Annotated in this window: 12 protein-coding genes, 1 tRNA gene and 2 pseudogenes; 7 read left to right on the top strand and 8 right to left on the bottom strand. The window is 63.0% G+C overall.

Annotated elements, in window-relative coordinates; all coding sequences use genetic code 11:
• Positions 1–109: 109 nt before the first annotated feature.
• The 5 genes and pseudogenes from ACCD07_RS16335 to ACCD07_RS16315 all read right to left on the bottom strand — a co-directional run.
• Positions 110–1,042 (bottom strand): annotated as a pseudogene (locus tag ACCD07_RS16335) (purine-nucleoside phosphorylase); the annotation flags it as partial.
• A gap of 72 nt (positions 1,043–1,114) precedes the next feature.
• Positions 1,115–2,119: pseudogene (locus ACCD07_RS16330) on the bottom strand (purine-nucleoside phosphorylase); the annotation flags it as partial.
• Positions 2,120–2,362: 243 nt separating this feature from the next.
• The gene (locus ACCD07_RS16325; protein ID WP_413447945.1) at positions 2,363–3,808 is read right to left on the bottom strand and encodes an alpha/beta fold hydrolase; all 1,446 of its coding nucleotides are present in this window, start codon (positions 3,806–3,808) and stop codon (positions 2,363–2,365) included.
• 438 nt (positions 3,809–4,246) lie between these two features.
• A complete protein-coding gene (locus ACCD07_RS16320) occupies positions 4,247–4,843 on the bottom strand; it encodes a YdeI/OmpD-associated family protein (protein WP_176650221.1) in 597 nt (198 codons plus the stop codon).
• Positions 4,844–5,212: 369 nt separating this feature from the next.
• Positions 5,213–5,297: transfer RNA gene (locus ACCD07_RS16315), tRNA-Leu, on the bottom strand.
• 106 nt (positions 5,298–5,403) lie between these two features.
• Here ACCD07_RS16315 and ACCD07_RS16310 point away from each other — a divergent pair.
• The gene (locus ACCD07_RS16310) at positions 5,404–7,056 is read left to right on the top strand and encodes a mechanosensitive ion channel family protein (protein WP_413447944.1); all 1,653 of its coding nucleotides are present in this window, start codon (positions 5,404–5,406) and stop codon (positions 7,054–7,056) included.
• 9 nt (positions 7,057–7,065) lie between these two features.
• Here the strand turns inward: ACCD07_RS16310 and ACCD07_RS16305 are convergent, their stop codons facing one another.
• On the bottom strand, positions 7,066–8,331 hold the full coding sequence (locus tag ACCD07_RS16305) for a voltage-gated chloride channel family protein (protein ID WP_413447943.1): 1,266 nt from the start codon (positions 8,329–8,331) through the stop codon (positions 7,066–7,068).
• Positions 8,332–8,464: 133 nt separating this feature from the next.
• On the opposite strand from ACCD07_RS16305, the gene ACCD07_RS16300 reads away from it, so the two are divergent.
• Positions 8,465–8,812, top strand: a complete 348-nt coding sequence (locus ACCD07_RS16300; RefSeq protein WP_176650208.1) for a hypothetical protein — start codon at positions 8,465–8,467, stop codon at positions 8,810–8,812.
• Positions 8,813–8,819: 7 nt separating this feature from the next.
• Here the strand turns inward: ACCD07_RS16300 and ACCD07_RS16295 are convergent, their stop codons facing one another.
• Positions 8,820–9,059, bottom strand: coding sequence for a hypothetical protein (locus ACCD07_RS16295; RefSeq protein ID WP_176650207.1), 240 nt, complete (start codon positions 9,057–9,059; stop codon positions 8,820–8,822).
• Positions 9,060–9,142: 83 nt separating this feature from the next.
• The gene (locus ACCD07_RS16290; RefSeq protein ID WP_176650206.1) at positions 9,143–10,579 is read right to left on the bottom strand and encodes a M20/M25/M40 family metallo-hydrolase; all 1,437 of its coding nucleotides are present in this window, start codon (positions 10,577–10,579) and stop codon (positions 9,143–9,145) included.
• Between the two features lie 145 nt (positions 10,580–10,724).
• Between ACCD07_RS16290 and ACCD07_RS16285 the strand changes: the two genes are divergently transcribed.
• The 5 genes from ACCD07_RS16285 to ACCD07_RS16265 all read left to right on the top strand — a co-directional run bounded on the left by ACCD07_RS16285 (position 10,725) and on the right by ACCD07_RS16265 (position 16,993).
• Positions 10,725–11,255: a GNAT family N-acetyltransferase gene (locus tag ACCD07_RS16285; RefSeq protein WP_413447942.1), complete on the top strand. Its 531-nt coding sequence runs from the start codon at positions 10,725–10,727 to the stop codon at positions 11,253–11,255.
• Positions 11,256–11,390: 135 nt separating this feature from the next.
• Complete coding sequence (locus ACCD07_RS16280; RefSeq protein ID WP_176650204.1) at positions 11,391–11,819, top strand: glycine zipper domain-containing protein; 429 nt, start codon at positions 11,391–11,393, stop codon at positions 11,817–11,819.
• Between the two features lie 93 nt (positions 11,820–11,912).
• The gene (locus ACCD07_RS16275; RefSeq protein WP_176650203.1) at positions 11,913–12,950 is read left to right on the top strand and encodes a serine/threonine-protein kinase; all 1,038 of its coding nucleotides are present in this window, start codon (positions 11,913–11,915) and stop codon (positions 12,948–12,950) included.
• Positions 12,947–15,394, top strand: coding sequence for an FtsW/RodA/SpoVE family cell cycle protein (locus ACCD07_RS16270; RefSeq protein WP_413447941.1), 2,448 nt, complete (start codon positions 12,947–12,949; stop codon positions 15,392–15,394). Before ACCD07_RS16275 ends, ACCD07_RS16270 begins: the two co-directional genes overlap by 4 nt.
• Positions 15,395–15,397: 3 nt before the next feature.
• A complete protein-coding gene (locus tag ACCD07_RS16265; RefSeq protein ID WP_413447940.1) occupies positions 15,398–16,993 on the top strand; it encodes a hypothetical protein in 1,596 nt (531 codons plus the stop codon).
• The last annotated feature ends 4 nt before the right edge of the window (positions 16,994–16,997 follow it).

The following is a 16,997-nucleotide window of genomic DNA, read 5'->3' as shown; positions in this document are numbered from 1 at the left end:
CCTCGCTCTGCGACGTGGACCTGCCCTTGCCATCCAAGTATAGCGGCAGATGACAATTTTAAGCGATCCGGCAGAGCATGGCACTATCAACTTGGCAAGACAGAAGCGTTTAACGCCCGGGGACGCCCTTCTTCCAGTCTCCCCATTGATCGACAATCTCCTTGATGACTGGCTGGGCGGTCAGCAGCAGGTTCGCGGCGGCCGGCTCGAAGCCGCCCTGCTGGGTGTAGTTCAGTAGTACATCGCTGTTGGTTTGCCCCCGATGCGGCCGGTCCACGTCCGAGCCGGCGCGCAAGATCAGCACCCGCTTGAAATCGGCCTTCCCGGCCGCGTCGGCGCGCCTCAGCACCTCGAGCGTCGAATTGTCCTCTTGCTGGGCGGTGCAGTATGAGGCCTTGCCATCGGTAAGCAGCGACGACCAGGCTTGCGCCCGGCTCGCCAGCGCGCTGCCGCCGAACCAGGTGTCGGTCGACACGGTATCGCAACGCAGCACCATCGGCGGCTGGTTGGCTGGGCTGCTGGTAAAGCCGGCGCGATAGGTCCGCGCGGCATCCGAGTCGCCCAGCGCGACATTTTTGGACAGGTCGAAGGCGCGCGTCACCAGTTGACGGTTGAGCTGGAACACCTCGGTGCGATAGCGGAACGCCGGCTTCCTGGACGGCGAATCGGTGTCGATGCCGAAGTAGCCCGAGGCCCAACCCGCCGGCATTTCGCGGGCATCGATCTCGTGCGCCAGCGAATAGTCGATGGCGTAGTCGGCCCAGGTGGTCGAGCCGACGGTGCCCAGGTTCGGATTGATGCCGGCGATGCCGGCAATGATGAAGTAGGTATTGCGCAGGTCGAAACTGCTGGCGTAGAACAAGGCGCTCATGGTGGCGGCCGCGTTGCTGTAGCCCATGTCGGTGGTGACCTGGCAAATATTGTCGCGGTCGCAGAGCACCTCGGGGTAGCGCGGCGACAAGCCCGGCACCTTGTAGCCCGTCGTCAGCCGCAGCGCCTTGATGAAGGGAGCGGCTTCGCCGCTGAACATGTTGACGATCATTACCTTCGGCGCCAACGGCGCACCGCCGGTCACCCCGGCAACCGGAGCGCTGTCGATCTGTTTGCTGTCCGGCCAATGTTCGACGATGTCGCGCACCAGCGGAGCGGCAGCCAGATACAGGTTCTGCAGCGCGATCGTGAAGCCTCCTGACTTGGCGGACAACGATGCCAGCGGCGTCTGGCCCGGATGCGGACGGTCGAAGTTGGAGGCTGTGCGCAGTACCGCCACGCGCTGGTCGTCCAGCAAACCGGCGACGGCGGCGCGCTTCAACGCGGTGTAGCTTGCGTTGTCTTCCTGGGAGCTCATGCAATATGTGCCCTGGCCGTCGGTGAGCAGCTTGAACCAGTCGCGCGCGCGCTGCCCGAGCAAATCGCCGTGGTACCAGTTATTGCCCGTCATGGAATCGCACTGCGTGACCTGCGGCGGCTGGTTGCCGGGCGCGGCCGCGTAAAGCGCGCGATAGACCTTGGCCTCGGCGGAATCGGCCAGCGCCACGCCACGCGACAACGACAGCGCCTTGTCCAGCAAACGGTCGTTAAGCTTGTACACCTCGGTGCCATAGCCGAGCGGCGGCTTGACGCCGGGCGTCTTGGTGTTGATGCCGAGATAGCCGGTCGACCAGCCGGCCGGGCGCTCGCGGGCATCCAACTCCCACGCCAGGTCCGAATCCACCAGATAACGCGACCATGCCGCAGTGCCCGTCGTGCCCTGGGCCGGATCGACGCCGGCGATCCCGGCGATGATGAAATAGGTTTGCCTGAGGTCGAACAGACCGCTGTGCGCCAGCGCCGACACCGAGGCCGAGGCGTTGGCCTTGCCCATGTCGGTAGTCATCTGGCAGACGTCATCGTTGTTACAGCGCACCGCCGGATAGACCGGCGACAACCCCGGCACCGGAATCGCCTGATCCAGCCCGAGCTTGTCGGTCCAGACCGCCGCCTCCTGCGCGAACATGCTGATCAACATGACCTTCACCGGGCGCGGCCCGTGTGCGGCGGGGCTGGCCGGGCCGGTGGCGATGCCCAAGACTAAACCAAGCAAAAGTAGATGGAGATGGCGCGCGACGGGAGATGGCATTGTTTGAGTCACCTGTTAAACGAGTTGCAATGCCATATGCAAACTGTATGCCATCTTGCAAGCTCCAATCCCAGCGTTCGCCGAACAGGCGCGGTGCACTATGTCATTTTTTGCACCAGTGCTGTGCGGCTCTGTACGGATCAAGGTAATCGGCCTGACTCACACTAACCAGCCTCCTAAATTTCCGTGGCGATTCATTTCGCGATTACGACGCTTTCTTTATCAGATCGAAAGCATCAAAATCTACAGGGGTGCGATGTCGAAATTCGGCAATCTGAGGCGGTTCACGCAGGCAGTGTCGACTGTTCTTGCATTTGCATTTTCCAGGAAATTGGTCGTTACCTTTTCAAGGCACGCGTTCCAATCTTCAAACATGGCGTGCGACCTGTTGGGGACAATGATTAATTTTCCATTCGGCATATGGGAGATAATTTGTTCGCTGTTGCTTGAGGGAGTAGACGGATCAAATTGGCCAGCAAGTAGCAAGATCGGCTTGCCGGAATCGACGGGGGTATGAAATTCCGGACTTACCTGACGCCGCGGCCAGTTCCGGCAAGCGGCAAACTGCTGATCGATGCGGAATGATCCGACTAGGGTACCTGCGGCAAGGGCACGTTCTTTCTTCTCATCGATGAAAGGCAAATCCTCATTGCATGTGATAGCCATGTACAACCCCCAAGGCGCCGCATCTTCGAATTGTTCGCGCCATTGTACAATCAACGCGAGCTGTTCTTGATTCTTGTCTTCGTTGGCAAGCGTGTGTATCAATCGCGGCAAGGATGCCGCGCTTGATACTGCGTAAAGATACATGCGTAAATATGACGCCACAACACCGGAAGAAATATGCACGTCGTTGGCCTGGCCTTTCGATCCTTTGTGCAGAACAAGACCTCGTCCGTTGAGAATAGCCTTCAATTTTTCCAGGTCACCAAAGACATCTGGAAACGCGGTCGAACATTTTTTGTCGGCTTTGCATCGGTTTAATATTTGGGTTAAAGAAATTTCAGCCTCGCTGGCAAGGCCGGCGGGTACATATGTCCCTGGCGCCACTGGGCCCATTAGCAATGTCGCGCGCACCGAACTATCATAATGGCGAAGATATTCCTGTGCCAAGCGGGTTCCATAAGAATAGGCCACTATACCAATCTGATCGTAAGACAAAGCTGCCCGGATATTGTTTAAGTCGCGCGCGGCTTCGGTCGTCGTATACCGGGTCAGATCGACAGTGCCGGACAAGCGTCTAGCGCATGCGGCGAGATTTTCGGCTGGCCAGAGATCTCTCAGCAAGACACTTTTGTCTTCATCCGGGTTCGCGCAATGGAGGTCTGGTGAAATGCCTGTGCCTCTCTGATCGATAAATACAAGGTCATGCGTCCGTCCCAGTTTTTTCCAAACCTCAGATTCGTCCTCTATCGTCGAAGTAGTTCTTTGACCTGGGCCACCCTGGAGCACAAAAAGCGATCGCGACGGACTGGCCGGAATGGCGGCTTTGAGGATGGCCACATCCAAACTAATTTGGCGACTATGAGGTAAATCGTATTTTTCAGGAACGATGGCTTTTATGCACACAGCATTCTTTATGCTTGAGGCCGGGCATACCATCTTCTCCAACGTTATTTTATCTGGACTTTTATTGGCACAAAGTGCGGCAAGCGGTAGGCTGAGACCGAAAATTGCGGAGATCGTCAAGAGACTTCTAATCATGTATAGATTCACTTCTATCCTTGTTAAGCGTGGCGAGAAATGCGTTGGCCAGTGCGCGCACTAAATTTTCGCGGCTTTAGGTTAGAGCGTTGCGTTGACCGATAGAATCCACAGCCGACACGAGACTATTTGAGGACAACCGTTCGAAAAATCTCATACGCAACAAGAGCAAAAAACAAGTATGCAAACCAAGGAACCAAAAAATAAGGCACCACCGGAATGTGAATTACCTTATCCAATATCAGATATGCCGTAGAAAAAACAAAAGCGGTAGCGAGCAACCAGTTCTTTTGTTTAATGAAGAGACCTACGCATGTTACCGTACCTGCCAAACCAATAATCGTTGCAATCTGCATGTGAATTAATTAATGAAATATGTGTTACTAAGAATACCGCTGTGGCAAATGGCCATCAACGCTCTACTCACCTCAACTTCTTCGCCATGACCGGCTGAAGCGTCTCATGCCGAGCCAGCATGGCTGCATACTCCTGTGCCTTGCGTACTTTGGTCTCAGGCTTTATTGCTGTCTGCACCCGGAATAACACTGCATAGCGGTTTTGTGAATTGAGAGTGGCGAAAAATTCGGCTGCCCCGGGGTGGTCAGCGAATGCGGCATGCAGTTCGGGCGGCACGCTCGCCATGCTAGCCGATTCGTATGCTGCATCCCATCGTCCATCTTTTTTCGCTCGCTCGATTTCAGCCAGGCCGCTCGGCTGCATCTTGCCCTCCTCAATATACCTAAGCACCTTCTCGCGATTGACCTTGGACCATAGACTGCGTGGGCGACGCGGTGTCCAGCGCTGCAAATAGTGATGGAGGTCGAGCGAACGCTTCTGGCCGTCAATCCAGCCGAAGCACAACGCAACTTCCAATGCCTCTTGATAGCTTACGCTAGGGACCGGGGCCCCTTTCTTCGAGTGCTGCAGCCACACCCCGTCAGAGCCCTCGTGATGGGCTGCAAGCCAATGCGCAAACGCTCCCTGGGATGGGAAGAGCATCATCTCAATATCTGCTGCCATTGAACCACTCCAATCTTTTTTAGTCAGGCTTCCGTGTCTGTCGGATCTGACCGTCCTTTCCTGGCCGGACTTGGTCTACGGGGCAGCATAACAGCTTGCCCCTATGAAAAAATCACAAATTGTCACGGCAAATCTATCTCGTCCTGCCGCGAAGCGCAACGGCATAAGTTGAGCAGGAACCGGCACTGCGAAATCCGTGGCGGAGCCCTGATAGCGCTTGGTTGCTAGCGCCGCGGACTAGGGCGGCGCATCGACATGCACGCGGCGGCAGATCGGCGCGTGAGGTGGTGGCGGTGCGGGAATGCGCACGATGTCTCCTATGAGAAGGAGAAAAACCGTGACGTGCGTGGACGTCTGCGGATGAGGTAATGGTGCTCCGAGCCGGAATCGAACCGGCACGCCTTGCGGCGGGAGATTTTAAGTCTCCAGTGTCTACCAATTTCACCATCGGAGCTACGCAGCCCGGCATTATGCCACGAACGGTATATAACTGCTATACCGGCAACTATTGAATCCGATAACATGACATGATTGCTAACATCGATACTGCCGGATTCAACATGACCATCTTCCGACGCCTGCTCTCCGCCCTGCTCCTGCTGTTATTGACACTATGCGGCGCGGGTGCCGCCGACAACACCGCTTCCGCCCTCGCGCCTGCGGCCGCACCGGTCCAGGCCAAGCTGGTCTTCGCCAACCGTACCACCTTCGTGTTCCGCGCCGGCTTGTCGGGTTTTTCGCCCGCCGACCGCGCCGAGGGCGCGCACAAGCGGCTCGACGCGGCGCTGGCCCGCAACGGCGCGCAGCAAACCTCGATCCGCCCGATCAGCGAAGGCACGCAGGTGCTGCTCGACGGCGCCCTGCTGTTCCTGGTCACGCCGGCCGACATCAACCCGCTGGCCGGCGACACCACCGACAGCGTCGCCAGCGAGAGCGCCGCGCAGTTGACCAAGGCGCTGGCCGAGCGTCGCGAACAGGCCAGTCCACGTTACCTGCTGATCGCCGCCGCGTTGTGCGCGCTGGCCACGCTGGTGTACGGCTTGGTACTGCGCGGCTTGTTCCTGCTGCATCGCTGGGTCGGCAAGAGGTCGACGCAGGCCGTCAGCCGCCGTCTCGGCCAGATCCGCGTCAAGAACGTGCGCGTGCTCGACATCGAACACTACGTGGCCTTCATGCGCCACCTGGTCAACCTGTTGATCTGGGGCCTGCGCCTGATGGCCACCTATCTGTGGGCCGCTTTCGTGCTCGGCAAAGTCCCCTACTCGCGCAGCTGGGGCGAACGGCTGCAGGATTACCTGATCGACGTCGCCGCCGGCGTCGCCGGCAGCATCATCGAAGCGCTGCCCGGACTGGTGCTGGTAGCGGTGATCGCCGCGTTGGCGCGGATGGTGATGCTGACCGCGTCCTCGGTATTCAAGCGCGTCGAGAGCGGCGAGCTGCAAATCGCCTGGCTGGACCGCGACACCGCCACGCCCACCCGCCGCATCTTCAACGTGGTGGTCTGGCTGTTCGCGCTGGCGATGGCCTATCCCTACCTCCCGGGCGCACACACGGCCGCCTTCCAGGGCGTGTCGGTGTTGGTCGGCCTGATGGTGTCGATCGGCGCGTCCAGCATCGTCGGCCAGGGTGCCAGCGGCTTGATCCTGATGTATGCGCGCTCGCTGCGCAAAGGCGAGTACGTGCGCATCGGCGAATCCGAAGGCACGGTGGTCGAGGTGGGCATGTTCGAAACGCGCCTGCGCACCGGCCTCGGTGAAGAGATCACGATGCCCAACGCCTGGGTGCTGTCCAACACCAGCAAGAACTATTCGCGCGCCCACGCCGGCACCGGCTATGTGCTCGACACCACCGTCACCATCGGCTACGACACGCCGTGGCGTCAGGTGCATGCGATGCTGGAACTGGCGGCCGCGCGCACCGAAGACATCGCGACGACGCCGAAGCCGTATGTCATGCAGATCGCGCTGTCGGACTTTTATCCGGAATACCGGCTGGTGGCTTATTCCACGGTGGAGACGCCGCGCCGCCGCGCCGAGGTGCTCAACCAGCTGCACCAGCAGATCATCGACGTATTCAACGAGTACGGCGTGGCGATCACGTCGCCGCACTTCACGCAGGAGCCGGCGACGGCGCACGTGATCCCGAAGGAGGACTGGCATCCTGCACCGGCCGTCGCGCCTATCGACGTCACGCAGGACGAGGCTTCGCGCTAGCCAGTGCGGTCAGGATTTGTCTTGCCGCTCGCGGTCGCGCGCCACCGGCGGCAGGCGGTGCTTGGACTGGCCGATCTTTTGCGCGCGGTAGATGCCCGCGTGACCGGAGAACAGATACGCCACCACGCATGCCAGCGCGGCGTAAGGCCCGATCTGCGGGCCGAATAGTTCGATCGCCATGATGGTCGAGGCCAGCGGCGTGTTGGCCGCGCCCGCGAACACGGCGACGAAGCCGAGTCCCGCCAGCAGAGGGAACGGCAGATGCAGCAAGGGCGCCAGCGCGTTGCCCAGCGTCGCGCCGATGTAGAACAGCGGCGTGACCTCGCCGCCCTTGAAGCCGCTGCCCAGCGAGGCGACCGTGAAGGCGAACTTGCCGAAGAAATCCCACGGCGCCACCGGCTGCGCAAACGACTCGACGATCACCGGGATGCCAAGGCCGATGTAGCGCGTGCCGACCAGCCATACCGCCGTCGCCACCACCACGCCGCCGATCAGTGGCCGCAGCGGCGCATACGCCACATGGCGCTTCATGAAGGCCGATGCGGCGTGCGTGGATTTGGCGAACAGCATGCCCGTCAGGCCGAACACGATGCCTGCCGCGAGCACGGCGGCCACGCTCAACAGGCCGATCGGCACCATCGCGTTCATCGCGTAATGCGTGTGATGCACGCCCCAGGCCATGCCCACCTGGTCGGCGGCGATGGCCGCGACCATGCAAGGGAAGATGGCGTCGTAGCGCAGGCGGCCGATGGCCAGCACTTCCAGCCCGAAAATGGCGCCGGCCAGCGGCGTGCCGAACACGGAGGCGAAGCCGGCGCTGATGCCAGCCATCAGCAGGATGCGGCGCTCGGCGTGGCGCAGGCGGAACACGTGCGTGAGCTGGTCGGCCAGCGTGCCCCCCATCTGCACCGCCGTGCCTTCGCGCCCGACCGAGGCGCCGAACAGGTGCGAGATCACGGTACCGGCCAGCACCAGCGGCGCCATGCGCAGCGGGACGACTTTTTGGGGATCGTGGATTTCGTCGATCAGCAGGTTGTTGCCCGCTTCGACGCTGCTGCCGAGCTTGAGATAGATCCAGCCCACCGCGAAGCCGGCCAGCGGCAGCAGCCAGATGATCCAGCGGTGCGCCTCGCGCCAGTTGGTGGCCAGGTCCAGCGCGAACAGGAACAAGGCGGACGCGGTGCCGCTGAGCACGGCGATCAGTCCGGCGATGAAGGTCCATTTGCCGATGTACGGCAGCAAGGCGATTTGCTCTGGGTAGCGGGATGATCTCATTGGCTTGCATACTAGCAAATAAGACCGGCGGCGACAATCGGCCTGCTGAGATGGATCAAAAGGCGGCCAGATGGGTCTAACACCTTGTCAGCGCGTTATTGACCTGGATTCAGGTCGGCGGGAGTATTGCGTGATGGAAGAGCGTCTTGCAAAACTGGAAGCGGTATCCGACAGCACCGTGTCAGCGGTCGCTGAATTGAGAGTTGACATGAATGATCGATTCAAGCTTGTTGAGGCGCAGTTGGTCGAACTGCGTAGGCAAAAAGCCGATACCGAACTTATTCAAAGCAAACTGGATGCGCAAGGACGCCAAATTGCAGAATTAAGGCAAGATATGGACCGTCGGTTTGCCGAGCAAGTTGACCAGACCAAAGAGCTACGGTCGGAACTGCGTACATTGACTCGCTGGATCGTCGGCAGCCAGATCACCGTGGTCCTGTTCCTGGTTGGCCTCTCGGCCAAACTCATCACGTTATCCTGAACCCGCCTCAAGCCAGCCGCACCAGCGGGTTGGCGATGATGTTGTCGATCTGGCGGATCGCCTCTTCGCAGGCGGCGGCGATGGCTTCGTCCTCGTTGTCGCGCACGAACTGCATGGTCGCGCCTTCGAACACTTCAATCCCGTCCACACCAGCCCGCTCGATGTCGCAGCTGGCGGTCCAGCGGCGGTCGGTGGTCGGCAGCGCCGTCGGCACGATTTCCCATCCTTTGTAGTGGATCTTGTCCATGATGCTCTCCTTGAGATGTAGCCAGACTATCATGAAGAGGCATCATCGCCGCGCACGGATGCGCGGCGATCACAGCAGGAAGATTACTCTTCGCCGGCGCCGATGGTGCGGCCGATAGGCTGCTCCATGTTCGCCAGGAACCAGGTCAGCGAAGTCATCACGGCGACGTGGCGCTTCAGCTCCAGCGGGTTCACCTTGTCCAGCGTGTCGGCTGGCGTGTGGTGGTAGTTGAAGTAGAAGCTCGAATCGACCAGCGGTTCGAACACCGGCACGCCGGCGCGCTCCATCGGGCCGGTATCGGCGGCGCCGGCGATGTCGCGGCGTTCGAAGATGCCGGCGCCGATCGGCGCCAGCGACTCTTTCAGCGGCGCGAAGTATTTCACCATCGGCGGCGTCACGCTGCCGACGACGCCGAACGGACGGCCGCCGCCGCTGTCGGACTCGATCGCGGCGAAGTGCTTGTTCAGCTTGTCCTTGTTGGCGTCGAAGTAGGCGCGGCCGCCACGGGTGCCGTTCTCCTCGTTCATCCAGGCGATCACGCGGATGGTGCGGCGCGGATGCAGGTCCAGTTTTTTCAGCGTCTCGATCACGCCCATCGCGCCGGTCACGCCGGTGCCGTCGTCGTGCGCGCCGGTGGCCAGGTCCCACGAATCGAGGTGGCCGGAGACGATCACCACTTCATCGGCCTTGTCGGTGCCCGGCCAGTCGGCGATCACGTTGAAGCTGTCCGCTTCCGGCAGGTTTTGCGGCGTCAGCGTCAGGTGCATCTTGACCGGGCCGCGTGCCAGCAGGCGGTCCAGCAGCATCGCGTCTTCGGTAGTGATGGCGGCGGCCGGAATGCGCGCGCCGTCAACCACGCCGGTGGCGCCGGTGTGCGGAATGCGGAAATTGGCGCCGCCGACCGAGCGCACCAGCGCTCCCGCCGCGCCCAGCTCCGCCGCCGTTTTCGGTCCCAGGAAGCGCGCGCCCGAACCGACGCCGTAGGCCGGACCGGCATGGCCGCGATCGGCCATCTCCTGGTCGAACGGCACGTCCAGCAGCACGATGCTGCCCTTGACCTGGGCCGCCTTCTCTTTCATCTCCTGCACGCTGTGCACCACCAGCACCGGCGCGGTCAGGCCGGCGGCGGGCGTCGCGCCCGAACCGCCCAGCGCCGTCAGCACGATCTTCTGCGAGATGCCGGCCGGACGGCCCGCGTAGTCGACCAGTTCCGCCGTCTCCGCGCCGCGCACCCAATGCGGCACCTTGACCGGCTGCAGCGTGACCTTGGCGCCCAGCTTGCGCATCGCCGCGGCCACCTGCTCCACCGCCGCCGCCGCACCCGCGGAGCCGGACAGGCGCGGGCCGACCAGATCGGTCAGGTCGGCCAGCCGTTCGTAGGTCCAGTCATCCTTCATCGCGCTGTCGCGGATTTGCGCCAGCGTCGCTGGATCGTTGGCCGGCGCGGCGATCACGCCGGCGCTCAGCAGGCAGGAGGCAAGCAAGGTAAGGGACAGCGGGGACTTGAAGACGGATTTCATGCGTTTCCTATAATGTGTAGGGGGAATTACAAGAGCGATCCAAACGATAACCCATCGTGAGGAACTTGTCATCAATGTTGATTTGTCATGGCCGTTGCACTACCATGAAAATTCAACTGCTTGAACAAACTGCCTTAAGGAAGCCATGCTCAAAGGTCAAATCTGCACCGTGCGCCACCTGCTGACCGCCGATCTGAACACCTTCATCGCGCTGGCCAACGACCTGCCCTCGCGCGGCGATTATTTTTCCAGCCACTTCAAATCGCCGGAGACGCTGCGCAAGGAGTTCGCGCAGAACGGTTTCGTCACCGACGACAGCGAACTGTTTGTCATCGAGGACAACGCGCACCACATCGTCGGCGTCATCACGCATTTCAAGAGCCGCACGTCGGTCGCGCGCGAACTTGGCTACCGGCTGTTCGATCCCAAGCTGTCCGGGCGCGGCTACGTCACCGAGGCCTGCCGCCTGCTGGTCGATTACTTGTTCAATGTGCACCAGTACCACCGGCTGGAACTGCTGTCCGCGCCGGAGAACGTGGCATCGATCCGCGTCGCGCAAAAATGCGGCTTCAGCCCCGAGGGCACGCTGCGCCAGAGCTTTTTCATCAACGGCAGATACCGGGACGTGCAGGTGTTCAGCCTGTTGCGCCCCGAGTGGGAAGCCTCGAAAGGCTAATTGTTACAAGCCATTACCAGAATGGCTGCTTTGTAAGCATGTGTATAAGGCGTGGCGCTTTTTTCCCGAACATTTATAGTGAAGTCACTGGCCAACGGATTAATTCCGATCCGGGCCGCAGCAAGGGGAAATACCATGTTGAACAAAAAATTTCTGGGTGTAGCGTTACTGGCCGCAGCAGCAGTATCGACGTCGGCCTTCGCAGGCGACCGTGATTTCAACACGGTGGCAGGTGCTGTGGTCGGCGCCGCGATCGGCAACAGCGCCGGTGGCCGCGATGGCGCGATCGTCGGCGGCCTGGTTGGCGCGGCCGTTGGCAACAGCATCAACACCAACGACCGTTATTACGACCGTGGCCGCGGTGGCCGCTACGTAGAGACCCGCGTGTACTCGCAGCCCGCACCGGTGTACTACGAATCGGCCCCGGTGTATTACGCACCGCCGCCACGCTACTACGCCCCGCCGCCACAAGTGGTGTATGTTGAGCCGCGCCCTTACTACCGCGAATATCGCCGCGACTACTACGGCGACCGCTGGGAACATCACCGTCACTACGGCCGCTAATCCCGGCACCATCGAAAAGCCCTTCCTTCGCGAGGGGCTTTTTTTTCGTCTCCCCCCGCTAGCACGCAGCATCGGCGCAAGCCTGGGGAAATCATGACGACAGCAGACGCAATCATCGCTTTGGAACTGGGCCACTATCGCCTGCGCGAGCAAATCGGCGGTTCGGCCTACGGTATCATCTGGCGCGCCGGCGGCCCGCACGCCACCCGCGACGTGGCGCTCAAGTTCATCAACCAGGAGCAAATGGCGCGCGCGCTGCCGGCCCAGCGCGAACGCTGGATCGCCAGCGCGAGCAATGAAATCGCTTTTTTACAGTCGCTGGAGCCATGGGACGAGCGTCACATCGTGCGCCTGCTCGACAGCGGCTGGCACGAAGGCCTGCCTGTGCTGGCGCTGGAACTGATGGCGACGGACCTGGGCAAGCACATGGTCGCGCTGAAAAGTCGTGGCGAGGCGGTTCCGCTGCCGCGGGTGCTGGGGTGGATAGCCCAGATCAATCAGGCGCTGGCCAAGGTGCATCAATACGGCTGGCGCTACCTCGACCTGAAACCTGCCAACGTGCTGCTGGACCGGCATCTGAATGCCGTCAAGCTGGCCGATTTCGGCACCAACCGCCAGCTGGGCAGCCTGCAGGCGCATTCGTATGCAGGCACCGCCAACTGGCAGGCGCCGGAGCAGTTCTTCCCTGTGGACGGCGGCGGGTATGCCACCGGCGCCCGCAGCGACTATTTTTCGCTGGGGGCGATGTTTTATTTCCTGGTCACCGGCGGACTGCCGCTGCGGTTCTGCAGCGATTGCGGGCAGGCCTACCGTGAGCATCACACCGCCGGCGCGGACCTGCTGCGCCAGATGCATGGCGGAGCGATACCTGCTGCGCTGCAGGCGGAGGAGGAAGCGCGATTCGCCGCCGCCATTCCCGTATCCATGCGCGACGCGGCACTGGAGTTGCTGCAAACGTTGCTGCATATCGATCCGGCCCAGCGTCCGCGCCATGCGATCCAGATCAGCCGCATGCTCAATGCGATACAGGGCGTCAAGCCTGTGCGCGGCACTTTCGGTACCGCAGATCCTGTTCTTAACATGAACCGTCCGACCGCCGAAAACGGCTGGCGCGGCATACAGGGGGCATGATGGCGATCTCGCTGCGTTTTTCGTCCAATACCGCGCGCGCTACGCCGCAGGCCCGGCGGACGCCCTTCTCCGTGGCAGATATCCTCGCCTCACTGAGCGATGCCGCTGCACGCAACGCGGGCCTGGCGGCCACCATCGCGATACTGGCGGCGCTGTGCGGCTTGCAGGCGCTGGCCTTGCTGCACGCTCCCGAGGCCTGGCTGCCGGCCGCCATCACCGTCAAACTGGCGCCTGGCGAAAGCATCGTGCTGGGCCAGCACGAACTGGCGGCGCCGCAAGCGGACCGCAATCACCTGTCGTTGCGGCGCGACGCACAGGACGGTTGGATGCTGCGCAACCTGAGCGCGTCGCGCCAGGTCGTCTTGATGCGCGACGCCGGCGAGCAGCGCATGGGCAGCGTGCCTCTGCAGGCGGGGCAACGCTTCCAGATCGACAGCGCGCTGTTCGACGTGCAGGCCGCAGATGCCGGCAGCGTCACCTTTTCCCGCGACGGCCACGAATGGCGCTACGACGGCGCCGTGCTGTACCGCGACGGACGCCAACAGGCCAACTGCCCGCAGTCGCATGTGGCGTCGAAGATGCTGTCGTTCTGGAACCGCTACGCACCAGGCGTGTTGACGATTTCTCGTCCGCTGTCCTTTGGCGGCAATCTGTATTGCGATAATCGGCTTGGCCTGGTCCAGGTCACGCCGGGCGCCGCGCAACTGGCGCGCAGCAATGGACGCTTGCAGCTCTCGGCCGGCAATCCGGATGGCGATCGCGCTGCGGTGCTGGTGCTGAACGGCGGCGTGCAAAGCGATCTGCGCAAACAGGAGGCTGCGCTGGCCGGTGTGAATGCGATCGTGGTCGGCCACACGCGCTTTCAGCTCAACGCCGACGCCGATCGGCTCACATTGAAGCCAAGCCGCCACATCAAGCTGTTCGGTGGGCCGGAATTGAAACTGCCGGAGCAAGTCAGCTGGCAATGGCAGCAGCGCGCATTGTGGGACGATGGCCATGCGAAGGCGGTCTGGATCGGACTTGCAACCAGCATTGCCTGCATCGCCGCCGGCCTCGCGTGGACCGCCGTGCGAGTGCGGGGCGGAGCGGCGAACCTTGGCATGCTGCCAGCCGCCGGCTGCGTGCTGGCCACCGGCGTCATCGCGCTGATCTCGCAGCGCGCCGGTTACGCGCCCAGCGCCGCCAGTTCGCTGCTGCTGGCCGCCTGCTCGCTGCTGCTGTGGCTTGCACTTCCCGGCCGCCTGACATTGCTGGCCGCCGCCAGCGTCGTGCTGCTGGCGGCTGGCCTGCTGGCGCAGCTGGAGCTCGGCCTCGGCGCGCCGGAATCGTCCTGGCTGCGCTACTACCAGAAAAGCGCGGCGCTGCTGGCCATCGGTCTCGGCCTCGGCGCCATGCTGCGCCTCTGGGCACTACGCCAGGCGGCGCGCGGAACGCACCTGCGGCAACGCAGCATCGAATGGATGCTCGCCGCATTCGCCACCGTGGCGCTGGCCGCGCTGGCCGCACAGGTACTATGGGGCGACGAAACCGGCGTCTTCGACCTGCAGCCGGTCGAACTGGCCAAGCTGGCCCTGACCGCCCTCACCGCCCACTGCCTCGCGCTGCGCTTCAACTGGCACAGCGGGCCGCAGCGCCTGGCGGAACAAGGCGCGCGCTGGCTGCAGCTGATCGCCCCCGCGCTGCTGTTTGTCGCCCTGCTCGGCCTGTCGCTGGTGCAGGTGGACGACTTCTCGCCGCTGATCCTGCTGCTGGTCTGGAGCACCGTCATGGCCTTTGCCTACGCCGTCGCCGCCCGCAACCACAAATTGGCCGCAGCGCTGATCGTCATGGCGCTGACGGCGGCGGGCGCCATCGTCTACCTGCGCTGCGTCGGCACGGACGACCTGATACGCTGGGGTTTCTACGCCGACCGCTTCCTGGTCTGGCTCAATCCCGCCGAGCACCCGCACACCGGACAACAGCTGCTGCTGGGCGCCCGCGCCATTGCGGACGGCGGCTGGCTGGGCGCCGACCACTGGATGGGATTGCGCTCGCTGGGCATGTCGGCCGGCAGCGCGGTGCACATCCCCGCCGTGCAGGACGACTTCGCGGCCTCGTTCTTCCTCAACCGCCACGGGCTGGCCGGCGGACTGCTGCTGTGGGTGGCGCAAGCCGCCTTCCTGGCCGGCATCGTCGTCAGCGCAGCCCGCGCCTACAAGGCCGGCGCCGGCGCGGGCGGCTTCCGCCACGCATGGTCAGGCCGCTTCCGCTACTTCATGCTGTGCGGTGGCGGCGCCTTCGTGCTGGGCCATTTCCTGCTGTCCTGGGGCACCAACCTGGCGATCTTCCCCATCATGGGCCAGCCCATGAGTTTCCTGTCCGCCGGCGGCAGCCATTTGCTGTTTTTCCTTTGCCCCCTGCTAGCGTTTAGTGCCATCAGCGCGCCATCTTTAGAAGGAGAATGAATCATGCCGATCTATGTTCAACACCAGGTTTTGGGCCGCATCCCCGACGTTTTCAACGCGGAAGCGATCTGGCAGGCGCCGGGCCTGGCGCTGTTTTCGCGCCGCCCGCTGCTGCGCGACCTGCTGGAGCGCAGCCCGCGCGAACACAAAGGCCGCGCCGCCACGCGCTGCTTCTCCCATGTCACGCTGATGCTGCCGCAAGAAGAAGTCGACGACGACTACCACCTCACGCGCGGCGCACGCGCCCGCGACCTGGCGCAAACGCTGACGGCGCTGCACCAGAAGGACTTCGGCGACCTGCTCGGCGGCGACCAGGTGCGCTATGACGTGGTCGGCACATCGTCGCTGGCGCCGGGCGAAATCGAGGTCAAGTTCGGTCATGCGGTGTACCTGCCCGCCGCAGATGAAAAGATCCTGTACAACGTCAGCGTGTCGCGCGACAGCGCCATCTGGCATCCGGTCTGCCCGATTTACCCCAACCAGCGCCTGGCCCTGATCGGCGGCGAAGGCGGCGAAGCCAGCTTCGTCGCCAGCGGCTGGCCGTTCGGTCCGGACGGCGCCATCCTGGTCATCAACGACGGTCCGGATGCGCCGCCGGTGGTGCAGATGCGCCCGAAAGACGCCTACGATTGCCGCTTCGATCCGCGCAGCGGCTGCTACACCATCAAGTCCACGCGAGAAGTACCCGGCGGCAGTCCGCGCCTGCTGCTCAAGATCGCCCGCACAGCCGCTGCCGCCGCCACGCCGCCGGCGCATGCCGCAGCCGGTGATACGATCAGCATTCCGGCCGCCGGCACCACGCGCGACGCCGCCCGTTCCGCCAAACCGGCGGTCTGGCAGAGCCGCATCGACGGCGCTCCGCTGGACCAGACCGCAGTCCCCGTCAGCCACAAGCCGGCGAACAAGCCGGGCCAAAACTTCGGCGAGAGCGACGCCACCTACGCCCCGGTGTCGCAGCAGCGCGTCAGCCTGGTGGCGCTGGCGTTGCCGCGCTTGAGCCGTTACCGCGACACCGGCGCGCAATCGCTGGAGCTGCCGTTCAACCGCTCGCTGGCGCTGTCCGCCGAGGGCACGCCGGTGATCAGCTTCATCGTCGATGCAGCCGACGAGCTGTACGCCTGCACCGCCGACGGCCGCCAGCGCATAGGCGCCCCGGCCACCTTCACACCGGTGGATTCGCATGCGATCCGGCTGCTGCCCGCCGCGCCGCAAATGGCGGACCGCTATCGCGCCGTGGTCTGCCTTGCGCGGCCGGTCGGCGCCGTCGTCGCCAACGGCGCGCGCTTTACCTTCGGCCGCAATTCGCCGATGCTGGCCGCGCTGCGCCTGCTCGATTCGCCGGCCTTCATGAAGCGCGCCGACGGCCCCAACACCGCCAGCGCGGACCGCATCGGCCTGTCGCGCAACGCGTTCAGCTTCGAGACGTCGGCCAAGGGCTACAAGATCGGCCGGCTCAGCGCCACGCAGGCCTTGTACCACCTCGACGACAAGCTGGAATTCGTCGCCAGCATCGGCGACGCCAGCACGGATGTGCCGTATCTGCTGCCGCATGGCCATCACCTGGTGGCCGGCCACTACGTGCTGCGCTTCGACGCGTAAGCAC

This window comes from Duganella sp. Dugasp56 (assembly GCF_047304105.1).
Lineage (GTDB): Bacteria > Pseudomonadota > Gammaproteobacteria > Burkholderiales > Burkholderiaceae_D > Rugamonas > Rugamonas hordei.
Note: the sequence above shows the minus strand (reverse complement) of the source record. Positions and strands in the feature narration are given on the sequence as shown.